Annotated in this window: 10 protein-coding genes; all 10 read left to right on the top strand. The window is 59.9% G+C overall.

The genetic code is table 11. The annotated features are described in order from the left end of the window. The gene (locus GY33_RS0101815; RefSeq protein WP_031385693.1) at positions 1-363 is read left to right on the top strand and encodes a response regulator; all 363 of its coding nucleotides are present in this window, start codon (positions 1-3) and stop codon (positions 361-363) included. Positions 364-435: 72 nt separating this feature from the next. Continuing rightward, entirely contained in the window at positions 436-2586 is a 2151-nt protein-coding gene (locus GY33_RS0101810) for a chemotaxis protein CheA (protein WP_031385692.1), read from the top strand. A gap of 50 nt (positions 2587-2636) precedes the next feature. Further along, complete coding sequence (locus GY33_RS0101805) at positions 2637-2855, top strand: addiction module protein (protein WP_031385691.1); 219 nt, start codon at positions 2637-2639, stop codon at positions 2853-2855. Next, complete coding sequence (locus GY33_RS0101800) at positions 2852-3145, top strand: hypothetical protein (protein ID WP_031385690.1); 294 nt, start codon at positions 2852-2854, stop codon at positions 3143-3145. Before GY33_RS0101805 ends, GY33_RS0101800 begins: the two co-directional genes overlap by 4 nt. After that, on the top strand, positions 3142-4335 hold the full coding sequence (locus GY33_RS0101795; protein ID WP_051822187.1) for a response regulator: 1194 nt from the start codon (positions 3142-3144) through the stop codon (positions 4333-4335). The genes GY33_RS0101800 and GY33_RS0101795 overlap by 4 nt, the downstream gene beginning before the upstream one ends. 8 nt (positions 4336-4343) lie before the next feature. Beyond that, on the top strand, positions 4344-7760 hold the full coding sequence (locus GY33_RS0101790; protein ID WP_152555027.1) for a hybrid sensor histidine kinase/response regulator: 3417 nt from the start codon (positions 4344-4346) through the stop codon (positions 7758-7760). After that, positions 7757-8152: a response regulator gene (locus GY33_RS0101785; RefSeq protein ID WP_031385687.1), complete on the top strand. Its 396-nt coding sequence runs from the start codon at positions 7757-7759 to the stop codon at positions 8150-8152. Before GY33_RS0101790 ends, GY33_RS0101785 begins: the two co-directional genes overlap by 4 nt. A gap of 189 nt (positions 8153-8341) precedes the next feature. Further along, entirely contained in the window at positions 8342-11080 is a 2739-nt protein-coding gene (locus GY33_RS0101780; RefSeq protein WP_031385686.1) for a hybrid sensor histidine kinase/response regulator, read from the top strand. Next, the gene (locus tag GY33_RS0101775) at positions 11077-12339 is read left to right on the top strand and encodes a sensor histidine kinase (protein WP_031385685.1); all 1263 of its coding nucleotides are present in this window, start codon (positions 11077-11079) and stop codon (positions 12337-12339) included. The genes GY33_RS0101780 and GY33_RS0101775 overlap by 4 nt, the downstream gene beginning before the upstream one ends. Then, positions 12339-13592 (top strand): hybrid sensor histidine kinase/response regulator, encoded by a 1254-nt coding sequence (locus GY33_RS0101770; protein ID WP_051822186.1) that lies wholly within the window; start codon positions 12339-12341, stop codon positions 13590-13592. The genes GY33_RS0101775 and GY33_RS0101770 overlap by 1 nt, the downstream gene beginning before the upstream one ends. Positions 13593-13642 lie beyond the last annotated feature (50 nt).

Genomic DNA, 13642 nt, shown 5'->3' with positions numbered 1-13642 from the left:
ATGTCCAAGCGAATCATGACCGTGGATGATTCCAGCAGCGTTCGTCAGATGGTCGGCTTCACCCTGAAGGACGCTGGCTACGAGGTCGTCGAGGCCGTGGATGGAAAAGACGCGCTGACCAAGCTGTCCGGGACCGTGGACATGATCATCACGGATCTGAACATGCCGAACATGGATGGTATCGAATTAATCCGCCAAGTCCGGGCCCTGCCCAACTACAAGTTCGTTCCCATCGTGATGCTGACCACGGAGTCTCAGGCTGAAAAAAAGCAGGTCGGCAAGGAAGCCGGGGCCACGGGGTGGATCGTCAAGCCGTTCAAGCCGGATCAATTGCTGGCCGTGGTGAAGAAGGTCGTCAGGTAACCTTTCGTCGCTGAGGATCTGTCGCGAGGGAAAGATTGGAGCCCGGGAAGAAGACGAAAGGGAGATGCCGCCATGAGTCGTGAAGAACAGATGGAACAGGCCAGGAAAGCCTATCTGGATGAGGCTCGGGAACTGTTGGGAGATCTGGAAGACGCTCTGCTGGAACTGGAATCCAGCCCGGAGGATCACGAGCTGATCAACCGCGTGTTCCGGTCCATGCACACCATCAAGGGGTCTGGGGCGATGTTCGGTTTCGACGACATCGCCATGTTCACCCATGAGTTGGAAACGGTGTTCGATCTGGTTCGCAACGATGAACTGCGCGTGACTTCGGAATTGCTGGATCTAACCCTCAAATCCCGGGACTTGATTCTGGAGATGCTGCACCAGGACGGATGCCACGCGTCCGCTTGTCAGAGCGAGTCCGAGCGGATCGTCACACGGTTGCGAGGGTTTCTTGAACAAGCCGGGAAAAGGTCTTCCGGGTCGACCGCCGACGAATCGGCCGCCGAGGCAACGGAGCTGACTGGTTCGCCCGCTGAGGTTTCCACGGTCTACCGGGTTCGCTTCAAGCCGGACGCCCGCATTTTTTTGACCGGGACGAATCCCTTGGCCTTGCTGGAGGAGCTGTCCGAATTGGGCAACTGCAAGATCGTGGCCCGGACCGAGAACATTCCCAGGCTGGACAAGATGGACCCGGTGTCCTGCTATACGTGGTGGGATATGATTCTGGTGACGTCGCGGGGCAAGGAAGCCATTCACGACGTGTTCATCTTCGTGGAGGACGACTGCGAACTGTCCATCCAGGAGGTGGAGACGGTCGACCCGAACGAGGTGGCCCACGTGGGCAAGCGGTTGGGGGAGATTCTGGTGGAGCGCGGAGACGTGAATATCCAGGACCTCCAAGAGATTCTCAAGCAGCAGCGGCCTTTGGGCGAACTCTTGACTCAGGCCGGATTGGTCAGCTCCCAGGGCCTGGAAGCCGCCCTGACCGAGCAGGAGGTGGTGCGGGAAGCTCGGGTGCCTCGGGTGGAGCACAAGGAAACCGTGACCAGCATCCGGGTGGAGGCCGCCAAGCTGGACAAGCTGGGGGACTTGGTGGGCGAACTGGTGATCGTCCAGGCCCGGCTGACCCAACTCGTGACCCAGCGCCACGACCCGGCCCTGGTCAGTCTGGCCGAGGAACTGGAGCGGCTCAGCGACGAATTGCGGGACAACACCTTGGGCATCCGGATGCTGCCCATCGGCAGTACGTTCAACAAGTTTTTACGACTGGTCCGGGATCTTTCCAAGGAACTGGGGAAGGAAATCGAACTCGTCACCCAGGGCGGGGAAACCGAGCTGGACAAGAACGTGATCGAGAAGCTCAACGACCCCATGGTCCACCTCTTGCGCAATTCCATCGACCACGGGGTGGAGTCGCCGGAAGCGCGGCAGGCCAAGGGCAAGTCGCGCAAAGGCAGAATCACACTCTCCGCCGAGCATGCCAGCGGCGAGGTTCTGATCCGGATCATGGACGACGGCGCGGGTATTGAACCGGCCAAGATCCGGGCCAAGGCCTTGGAAAAAGGGCTTATCGGGTCGGACGCCGCCCTCTCGGACGATGAAGTGCTGCAACTTGTTTTCCTGCCGGGGTTTTCCACCGCGGAACGGGTCAGCAACATATCCGGGCGAGGCGTGGGCATGGACGTGGTCAAGCGCGGCATCGACGCCCTGCGCGGGGTGATCAAGCTGGAGAGCGTCCCGAACAAAGGCACCAGCGTCCTGATCAAGCTCCCGTTGACCCTGGCGATTATCGACGGGTTGCAGGTGGAAGTGGCCCGTGAGCAATACGTCATCCCCTTGTCCGCGGTGGAGGAATGCGTTGAGCTGGATCGTTTCAAGTCGAATTTCGGAGAGAACGGGGAGATGATCAATCTGCGCGGGGAGGCCGTTCCGTTTATCCGTCTGCGCAACTGGTTCAACCAAAACGGCGCGTTGCCGACCATCGAACAGGTGGTTATCGTCAATGTCCAGGAGCAGCGCATCGGGCTGGTGGTGGACAAGGTTATCGGCCAGCATCAGACCGTGATCAAAAGCCTGGGGCGGGTTTACCGCGAACTGGACGGCATCTCCGGAGCAACTATCAACGGCGATGGAACCATGGCCCTGATCCTGGACGTCCAGGCCCTGGTCGGCGCCGCGGTGCGGAATGTCGCCTATGCGGAAGGGGGAGCTTGTTGAGGACGCTGGAGCGTGGGAACGATTTGAAAAATTAAATCCGGAGAAGAGACATGCAATTAGCAATACCACTGGAGCGGATGAGCACCATGGAGAAGCTGCGAGCGATAGAGGATATATGGGCGGATCTTGCTTGCGAAAAAGGTGACCTCCCTTCTCCTGCCTGGCATGCCGATGTTCTGCGCGAGCGGGAAGAACGAATTGCCGATGGAACGTCGCGCTTCCTTGACATTGGGGAGGCAAAGAAAGCCGTCCATGAGCATCTGAAGTGATCGTTCAGGTTCTTGACGAGGCGACCGCGGATCTGGCGGCTGGCTATCGTTTCTACGAGAAGCAAGCCGCTGGTTTAGGAGACTATTTTCTGGATTCACTCTGGTCTGATATTCACTCTTTGCGTCTATATGGCGGAGTCCATCCTTTTCACAACGGATATCACCGTTTGCTCTCCAAGAGGTTTCCTTTCGCGATATACTACCGTGTCGAAGATGGCGTGGCGCGTATCCGCGCCGTTCTGGACTGTCGAATGGACCCGAAGCGGGTATCAGGTAGGTTGCTATTATGAACAACGAAGATATCTCCGCCAAACTGGCCAGACTGGAGCGGATGCACGAGCAGGCTCGACAAGAAGCCGAGGAGAACGCCACGGTGCGGGACGAGTTTCTGGGGCGGATCAGCCACGAATTGCGGACGCCGTTGAACGCGATCATGGGCATGTCCGAGTTGCTGTCCGGCTCCGGCCTCGACTCCACCCAGGCCAACTATTTGTCCATGATCGACCAATCCACGTCCCAGTTGCTCCGACTGGTCAATGAGATTCTGGATTTTAGCCGCTTGCGGTCCGAGACGGAGGTCCAGGACCAAGTCGAGTACACCATTGTCCAGGACATCCTGCCCCGGCTGCATGCCCAGGAAAAGCAAGCCCTGGAGAAAGAACTGCATTATTTCGTCCATGTCGCGAAAGACCTCTCCGGTGTCCTGTGCGGCGCTCCGGATTGGATCGCCCAGGTGGTGGGGGCCCTGGTGGATAACGCGGTCAAGTTTACGGACTACGGCGAGGTGTTGGTCCATTTCGACCGTGGACGGGGAAGGGATGGAAAATCGACCCTGTGCATCAACGTCACGGATACCGGCATCGGGGTGCCCAGGGAAAGCCAGGGAGTGATCTTCAACAAGCTGGTCACCGGGCCGCATTCCAGGCGTTTCGGCGGGTTGGGCATGGGATTGGCCCTGGCCCGGGAACTTGTGGAGAAAATGGGCGGCGAGATCGTCGTGGACAGCGAGTTGTACCTGGGCAGCACGTTTTCCGTCTCCCTGCCGCTGCCGGTGCTTGCCGACCGTCCGGCGATTTCAGACGCGCCGCGAGGTCCGTTCGCGATCCTCCTGGCCGAGGACGAGCCGGTCAACAGGTTCATGACCGAACAACTGTTGAATAAGCACGGCCACCGGGTGGTTGCCGTGGAGGACGGCGAGCAAGCCTTGGAGGCTCTGACCGGGGCGACATTTGACTTGGTGCTGATGGATATCTCCATGCCCGTGCTGGATGGTCTGGAGGCGACGGGGATCATCCGCTCCGGCGAGAGGTCGGGGATCGACAAGGACATCCCCATCGTCGCCCTGACCGCCATGGTCATGCCGACGGACCGTCAGCGCTGTCTGGCCGCGGGCATGGACGCCTTCGTGACCAAACCGGTGGAGACTATGAAATTGAATGAGGTGATGCACGAGGTTCTAGCTGTTCGGCAACGGGCCTGAGGAGCGCTGTGTCCTGGCGTATTCTTCTAGGGTTGCGCCCATTGGCCGTCGTGGCCTCGGTTTTGGCGGTTGGGTTGTTGTTCAGCTGGTGGTCCGTGAGTGCGGCCGATCGGATGAAACGCGAAGAATTGTTGCGCCAGGCTCGGTTGGTGACCCAGGCGGTGCAGCCGAAGTGGGTGAGAAGCCTCTCCGGGGATCGGTCCGACCTGGAAACGGCCCCGTACTCCCGGCTCAAGGAGCACCTGCGGCTGACCAAGCTGGTCGACGGTCGCTGGGAATGGCTCTACCTGATGGGCCGCCATGACGACGGGACCGTTTTTTTTCATCTGGATTCCGAGCCGGACACGGACTGGGACGCCTCTTTGCCCGGTCAGGTTTATGAAGAGGCCACGGACGACCTCTTGGAAGTGTTCGACACGGGCCGGGCTTTTGTGGAAGGACCGGAAACAGACCGCTGGGGCGTCTGGGTTAGCGCCCTGGTTCCTCTGATCGATCCGGCCGACGGCAGGGTGCTGGCTGTGGTAGGCATCGACGTGGAAGCCGGAGACTGGCGGCGGTCCGCGATGCGAGCCGGAATTTTTCCGGCCGTGATGACCCTGATTCTGGCCACCGTGCTGATGACCGGATATGTTCTTCTGTCCGCCCGCCGGGAGCGGGAGGCCGAGGCGGCCTGGGAAGAGCGGCTCCCCCTGGAGGCGGTGCTGACCGTTGTCGTCGGCCTGATTTTGACCGTATCCGCCTCCTGGACTCTGCACCGAGCCGAACACCGGAACCATTTCAAAACCTTCTCTCTACTGGCCAGCTTCAAGTCGGCCCAGATTCTTGAGAGCTTTCGCTCTCTTTCCCCTGGCGATATTTCCGGCATGGCCTCCTTGTTTGAACGCGTCGACGTGGACTCCCTGGTTCGTGGCGCGCTGGACGCGGATTCCGGAACGAGCGGCGATCCCCTGGCATCCTTTGACTTTTATCAACTGGACTCGGACCAGGGCAAGATACTGCTGGGGAGCACCGTTGGATACGGCGATTCCCGGCGATATGCCTCCTTCATCGTGGCCCGGCCGATGATGGCTTTCGGCAAAACCTATGTCGTGGAGGTCCGTCCGACCCGGGCCTTTGAGAGGCTCAATCCGATGATGGCCGGCTGGTTGGCGGCCCTCTCCGGTTTGATGATGACCGGAGCCGTCGGGTTGGTGGTGGGCGTGATGGTCCATCGCCGCGAACAACTCCAATTGCTGATCGCCGAACGGACCCAGGCTTTGCGGGACAGTCGCAATCAGTTCCAGTCCCTGGTCGACAACATTCCCGGCGCCACCTACCGTCGAGACGCGGGAAAGGGGCGCGTCTTGCTGTTCGTCAGCGATCCGGTGGAAACGATTATCGGCTTTCCGGCACATGCTTTTTTAGGCCCGAGTCCCGCTCTGAACCATCGGGACATCATCCATCCCGACGACCTGGAGTATGTCGTTCGGTCCGTGGCCCAGGCCATCTCCGGCGGGGTTTCGTGGGAAGTGGAGTACCGGGTGCTGCATCGTGACGGAGGCGAACGCTGGGTCTATGAAAAGGGCGGCGAGGTTCGGGACGCGCAAGGGCGGGCCGTTTTTTTGGATGGATTCATTCTGGACGTCACGGATCGTCGGGAAGCCGAAGAGAAAATGTTGGATTCGGCCCGGAAGTTGACCCGTAAAAACCTTGAGTTGGATGCCGCTCTGTCTCGGGCCGAGGAAGCGACACGGGCCAAGAGTCAGTTTCTGGCTAATATGAGCCATGAAATCCGAACCCCGCTGAACGCCATTATGGGGATGGCCGAGCTTGCGCGGGGCAAGGGGAGCACGGTTCCTCCACAACTGGCTCTGCGGTCCATCTCCGGCGAGGTCGAAGCGCTGATGGGCATCATCAACGATATTCTGGACTTCTCCAAGATCGAAGCCGGGCACCTTGAGCTGGAATCGACGGTCTTTGATTTGTGGGCCGTGTTCCGTCAGGTGGAGGAATCCTTGGCCGTGCTGGCCCGGCGGAAAGGATTGCGGTTCACCTCCCGGGTCTCTCCGGACATCCCTTCGGCCTTGTTGGGAGATGCGGGCCGGTTACGCCAAGTCTTGTTGAATCTTGGTGGGAACGCGATCAAGTTCACCCATGCCGGTGAAGTGTTGATTTCCGCGGACATGCTGGAGATTCTCGACGACACGGTTCAGGTTCGGTTTGAAGTCCGCGACACGGGCATCGGAATTCCGGAGCACAAGCACGTCCATATTTTCGAAAGCTTCACTCAGGTGGACGGCTCAACAACTCGGGAATACGGCGGCACGGGCCTGGGGTTGGCCATTTGCAAACGGTTCGTGGAACTGATGGACGGAACCATCTCTTTGGAAAGCGTGGAGAACCGGGGCAGTACCTTCAGCTTTGTTCTGGAGCTGCAAAAGGCTTTCGAATCGGACGCGCCCGCGCCACGAAAGGACACGGAGTTTACGCCCGGCGTCATGACCGCTCCGACGTCCGATACGCCCCAAGGCCGGATTCTCCTGGTAGAGGACTATCCCACCAGCCGACAAGTGGCCCTGCACCACCTGTACGGAGCGGGCTACGTCGTGGACGTGGCTGAAAACGGCCTTCAGGCCGTCAGCGCCGTCCAGAAGACGTGTTACGATCTGATTCTGATGGACGTGCAAATGCCGATCATGGACGGCTGGGACGCGACGAGGGAGATCAGGAGGTCGGAGGATGAAAGAAGATGTCAGGAGTCAGGAGCCAGAAGACAGGAGTCGGAGGATGGAGAGCGGATTTCCGGCCTTCAGGTTTCAGGTTTTATTCCTCAGCCTTCTTATCGGCGTACGCCGATCATCGCCATGACCGCCCATGCGGTGGTGGGGTATCGGGAGAAGTGTCTGGCCGCGGGGATGGACGATTACTTGACCAAGCCCATGCGGCGCGTGGAGTTGTTGGCCATGGTGACCAAGTGGATCGGGAGACCCAGGTCGTCGGAGGTGGAGATGGAGGAGGGCTTGGTTTCCATTCAGCCTATGAAGATCCAGCCAATCATGACCCGGCCTGAAACGATCGATCCCAGCGGCGAACCCATGGATTATCACCGGGCCGTGGAGGAATTCGAAGGGGATGCTGAACTGCTGGAGGAGGTCCTGCAAGGGTTTCTGGGAAATGTTGCCCGTCAGATACCGGTGATGGAAGAGACCCTGATCGCGGGAGATCTCGTAAGCCTGGCCGAGCAGGCCCATGCCATCAAAGGCGGAGCGGCCAATCTGCTGGCGAAAGAACTGGCCGGGGCAGCCAGGGATCTGGAACGGATTGGCCGCGGAGATGGACTGGTCGAAGAACCGGCGAAAGAACGCGAGGATGGCGACATGGCCCTGGAGAGGTTGCGCGAGGCATATCGTAGACTCTTGGCATATGTTGAAAGGAGGTCGAGGTGAAAAGTCTGGTGGTGGACGATGAGTTGGTCAGTCGGCGCAAATTGAAAAAGATCATGGAATCCTTTGGTTTTTGTGATGAAGTGGAAAACGGAGACCAAGCCGTATTGGCCGTGATCAGGGCTCTGAACCTGGGAGAGCCCTACGAAGTGATCCTGATGGACTTGATGATGCCTGTCATGGACGGCCACGAGGCTCTGAAACGGATTCGGGCCATTGAGCGGGAACGTCGGGTCGAACCGGGCAAGGAGGCGCGGGTGATCGTGGTTTCCAGCCTGGAGGACCAGAAAAACGTCTGTCAGGCTTTTTTCAAAGGGCTGGCCAGCGTCTACGTGACCAAGCCGGTGAACCGGGAATCCGTGCAAACGGCGCTCCGCTCGCTGAATCTGGAATAGTTTTGCCGCTTCTTATCACGATACAAGCCAGAATAATATTTATGCCCAGTAGGTGTTTCTGCCGGAAGCAATTACCCGGAAGATCCGGATAGTTCAAAATAAGGGAAACGGGATGTTTCCCGCAGGTCGACTTCTACAACCTGGACGCCATCACTTCCGTCGGCTAGTGATTACGGGAATCCAAACAATATGCGACTTCAATCCAAAACCCTGGCCTTGTTCGCCGCCTCCGGCGCGGTGATCCTGCTGGTGGTGGGCGTGGTTCAGTTTCTGGTGCTCAAGGAACGGACTTTCGCGGCCATCGAGTATCAGATGGGCAAGCAGTTGGAGCATCTGGACTTCGCCTTGACCCGGTTCGTCCGTGACGTGGAGAATGACCTGTTGATTTTGGCGGCGGACGCTCGGGTGCGTACGTTCCATGAGGCGGAGTTCACCAGTTTTCTCGATGCGGATGAAGCGACCTTCGAGTACCGGATCGGTTGGCGGGAACAGGAAATCATTGATATCTTCCAGACCTTCCGCCATTACCACCCCCACGTCAATTCCGTATACATGGGCCGGGAGAACGGCAGTTTCGTCCGTTCCCATCCTCGGGAGCGGCCCACCCGTTACGATCCGCGCGACCGGCTGTGGTACGTGTTGGCCAAAGGGCACCCGGACGCGGTGATGCGTACTCCGCCGTACCGCTCCGTGACCACTCCGGACGTGAACATCGGGGTGGTCACGCCGCTTTTGGACGAGTTCGGCCGCTTTTTCGGCGTGGTCGGCGCGGACATCACCCTGGCCGATCTCACGGAGTACGTCACCGCTTTTACCCTGAGCCATGAGGGACAAACCCTGCTTCTGGACGAGATGGGCATGGTTCTGGCCGCTCCGGACCCGGAAATGCTGTTCGCCAACGTTCGCGACCTGTTCACGGACGGCGAGCGGCTGGCCATGGCCGGGCCCGGAACGCATCTGGTGCTGAATGTGGAAGGCCGATCCCAGGACCCTCTGCACGCCTACGTTCATCCTTCCCCGGCCATCGGCTGGACCCTGGTGGCCTTGCTTCCTGATCGCAAAATTCAAAAGGACGTCCGAGACGTGGTGGCCGCCACTTTGTGGTTCCTGGCCGCGGCCATCGGCCTGCTCAGCCTGGTCACCCTGGCCGGTCTATACGCCTCCATCCTTTCGCCGCTACGCGCCCTGACCCGCGGCACCCAGCACGTCCGGGAAAGCGGAGATCTGCGGTATCGCTTCTCCGTGAGCACCCGGGACGAACTGCGGGAATTGGCTGACGCCTTCAACCAGATGCTTTCCGCGATGCAGGAGGCTGAATTCCAACTCAGGGGCTCGAGGGAAGCCTTGGAGCGCGAGCGCAACCAGTTGGACGAGCGGGTCAAGGCGCGCACCCAGGAGTTGGAAAAGGTCAATCAAAACCTGAGTCGGGAGATCGACGTGCGGATGCGGGCCGAGGAGGCCGCCGCCGAAGCCAACAAGGCCAAGAGCCTGTTTCTGGCCAACATGAGCCATGAGATCCGCACGCCGCTGAACGCCATCCTGGGCTTCACCCAGTTGTTATTGCGAGATTCACAGCTTGGCCCGGACCAGCGGCGGTCGGTGCGGACCGTATATCGAAGCGGCGAGCACCTGCTGAATCTGCTCAACGATATTCTGGAAATGTCCAAGATCGAAGCGGGGAAGATCATTCTCAACGAAGAGGATTTTGATCTGTACGCCCTGGTGGAGGACCTGGAAGCCATGTTTCGGGTCCTGGCCCGGAAAAAGGGTCTGTCCCTGGAGGTCGTTTCGGACCCGGAACTGCCGCGCTGGGTTCGGGGCGACGAACAAAAGCTGCATCAGGTGTTGAACAACCTGCTGGGCAACGCGGTCAAGTTCACGGATCAAGGTGGGGTGGTGCTCCGGATTGCAAGCCGCGCCCCGACACCCGCACCGGAGGCGGATTCCAAAGCGATCGATCCGGAGGCCTTTTTTCTGGCCGTGGAGGTGGAGGACACCGGCCCGGGTATTCCGGACGCGGCACGTCGATCCATCTTTTCCCACTTCGAGCAACTCGTGCCGGGCAGCGGCATGAAGGGCGGCACCGGTCTCGGCCTGGCCATCGCCAAGGCCTACGTGGAACTGATGGGCGGCGACATCGACGTGCAAAGTCGGGCCGGCCGAGGCAGCACGTTTACGTTCACGGTCCGGGTCGTGCCAGGAACCCCGGGCGCGTCTCGGGGCCGGGAGCGCCAGGGCCGGGTGGCCTTGTTGAAGTTCGGCCAGGGCGAGGTGCGGGTTCTGGTGGTGGACGACAATCAGTCCAACCGGGAAATTCTGGTGCGTATGCTGGAACAGGCCGGATTCACCGTGCGCGAGGCGGCGGATGGTGAAGAGGCGTGCCGGGTGTACGATCAATGGCGACCGGCCCTCGTCCTGCTGGACATGATCATGCCGGTGATGGACGGGTTCGGGGTTCTGCGGCATATTCACGACCGGGACGGTCAGAATTCGCCCCCGGTCATAGCGGTCACGGCCAGCGTGCTGATGGCCGAAAAGGAACGGGTTCTGGCCGCGGGCGCCGCGGCGTTTCTGAAAAAACCGTTCAAGGTCGATGAACTCTTCGGCTTGCTGCGGGAGCATCTGGACGTGGAATTTGAGGAGGACGACCAGAACCCGGACGCTGACACTGTCGAGCCGGGAAGCGGTCCGGGGACGCAAACGGCGGAACGCCCTTCCGTGAATCCGGAAAAGCTTGCCGGTTTGCCGCCGGATTTACTGGAGGCACTGACCGAGGCGGCCTGGAGCCTGGACGTGGACGCTTTGCGGGAGATTTGCACCCGGATCGACCAGGAGCATCCGGATTTGGTCGCGGGGATACTCTACTTGGTGGACAACTACCTGTTCGATGAACTGCAACGTCTTTTTGAGTTGGAGAAAGCGTCGTGAACGAATCCGCAACCCCATCCATCCTGATCGTGGACGACGTCCCGGCCAACCTGCATCTGTTGTCCGGGATTCTCAAGGAGCAAGGGTTCAGGGTCCGTCCGGCCACCTCCGGAGCCATGGCCCTGGAGGCGGCCCGGCGTCTGCCGCCTGATCTGGTCCTTTTGGACATCAATATGCCGGGCATGGACGGCTTTGAGGTTTGTCGTCGACTGAAAGCGGACCCGGCCTTGGCGGACATCCCGGTGTTGTTCGTCAGCGCCCTGGAGGACACGGCGGACAAGGTCCGGGCTTTTGAAGCCGGAGGCCGGGACTACGTCACCAAGCCTTTTCACGTGGAGGAAGTGCTGGCCAGGGTTCGCACCCATCTGGCCCTGCGCCGCGCTGAGCATGATCTGACGGAACGGAACAAGACCCTGCAAAAGGCATTGGATCAGCTCAAGAAGGCTCAGAATCAGCTTATTTTTTCGGAAAAGATGGCCGCGCTGGGGGTCTTGGCGGCGGGCGTGGCCCACGAGATCAACAACCCTTTGAATTTCGTGAAGAACAGTTGCCACGGTCTGGAGAAGGACATCGCCGACCTGATTTCCCTGGTGAACCATTGCCGCGGAGCCATGACCGAGGAGCAGCGGGCCGCTTTGGCGGAGTTCGAGAAGCGGGTGGACTATCCCACCCTGATGGAGGAGATTCCCGAACTGCTGGCCCATATCTTTGAAGGATTATGGCGGGCCGAGGACATTGTGCGCTGCTTGCGCGTCTTTTCCCGTTCGGACGACGCCCGAAGCCTGGACATCGATCTCAACGAACTGGTTGATTCCGCGCTGGTCATGTTGCACAATCGTTACAAGACTCGGGTGGACGTGTGCAGGGATTTTCATTCATTGCCACCGATTCCAGGCAATTACGGTCAGCTCAGCCAGGTGGTGATCAATCTCCTGAACAATGCCGTCGACGCCGTGGATTCTCTGGAGGACCGGGCCCGTCGCCGGGTCACCCTGACCACCGAGGTCCGTGAGCGCGCGGGCAAGAGTTATGCCGTGCTGCGCGTCGCCGACGCCGGGCCGGGCATTCCTCCGGACATCCGGGGGCGGATTTTCGATCCCTTTTTCACCACCAAGCCGGTGGGCAAGGGAACCGGGCTCGGGCTGTACATTTGCGCCAATCTGGCGCGGGAACACCACGGCTTCCTGGAAATCGACGACGAGGTCGGCGAGGGTGCCGCGTTTCTGCTGTTTTTGCCGATAACACCGGAGGAAAACTGATGCTGGCCTTGAGCGATTCCGAAAAGCCGATCGTCCTCTACGTGGACGACGAGTCCGAAAATCTGAGCAGTTTCAAGGCGTTGTTTCGGCGCGACTACGACATCCGTCTGGCTGAGTCGGCCCAGCAGGCCCTGGATATCCTGCGTAAAGAGGAAGTTCACGTCCTTGTGACCGATCAGCGGATGCCCGAAATGTCCGGGACGGTTCTGCTGGAGCAGGCGGCTCGCGAATTTCCCAACGTGCTGCGCTACATGCTCACGGGCTACAGCGACTACGATCCACTGGTGGACGCCATCAACAATGGCAAGGTCCAGGGATATTTCAGCAAGCCATTAAATCCGCCGGAGTTTTCGGAGCGGATTCAAAAAGGTTTGGAGGTCATGCTCCTGCGCGAGCGCAATGAGCGGCTTCTGGTGGAGCTACGCGAAGCCAAGGAGGCCGCGGAGGCTGCCAATCAGGCCAAGGGCGAATTCCTGGCCAATATGAGCCATGAAATCCGTACGCCGCTGAACGGCATTATCGGAAGCATGCAGGTATTACTAAGTACCAATCTGGACGAGCATCAACAGCAATTCGTGGCCCTGGCCGGAAACAGCGCGGACCGACTGACGACCCTGCTTTCCGACATTCTGACCCTCTGCGACATGGAAGCCGGGCAACTGACCCCGCACTCCAGGGAGTTTTCAGTCCAGGAACTGCGGGAAGGCTTGTTCGCCCTTTTCGCTCTGGCCGCCAAGGAAAAAGGGCTCAGGCTTAGCCTGTCCCTGGAACCTTCGGTGCCCCTGGTCCTGATCGGGGATGAAATCCGGACTCGGCAGGTTCTGTTCAATTTGGTGGGCAACGCCCTGAAATACACGGACAAGGGCGAGGTACGACTGGAAATCAGCCTGGACGGGCCGATGAACGGCAACCAGTGCCGAATCCGCTTCACGATTTCGGACACGGGCATCGGCATCCCCGAAAGCAAGCTCAACGACATTCTGGAACCCTTTCGCCAGGTGGACGGCTCCTATACCCGCAGGCATCAAGGGGCCGGTCTGGGGCTGACCATCGTCCATCGCCTGGTCCGTCTGCTGGATGGCGAAATCGTCCTGCGCAGCGTCCTCGGTCAAGGGACCACCGTGAAGGTGACGCTGCCCTTCACGATATCCAGCCGTTCGCTCCAGGAACTGGGTGGCGACGACGCATCCGAACCGGCTTCCGGCCCGCGAATCCGCTGTACTTCCTGTGCGACGCACGTTTCGGGACGGTAACGGCCTGAACCCCGCCCGCTTTCGTCCTCGCGTTCCAAGCGCATCGTGCG

The sequence above is a fragment of the Desulfonatronum thiodismutans genome (genome assembly GCF_000717475.1).
Taxonomy (GTDB): Bacteria; Desulfobacterota; Desulfovibrionia; order Desulfovibrionales; family Desulfonatronaceae; genus Desulfonatronum; species Desulfonatronum thiodismutans.
This window is presented reverse-complemented; position numbering and strand designations above follow the sequence as displayed.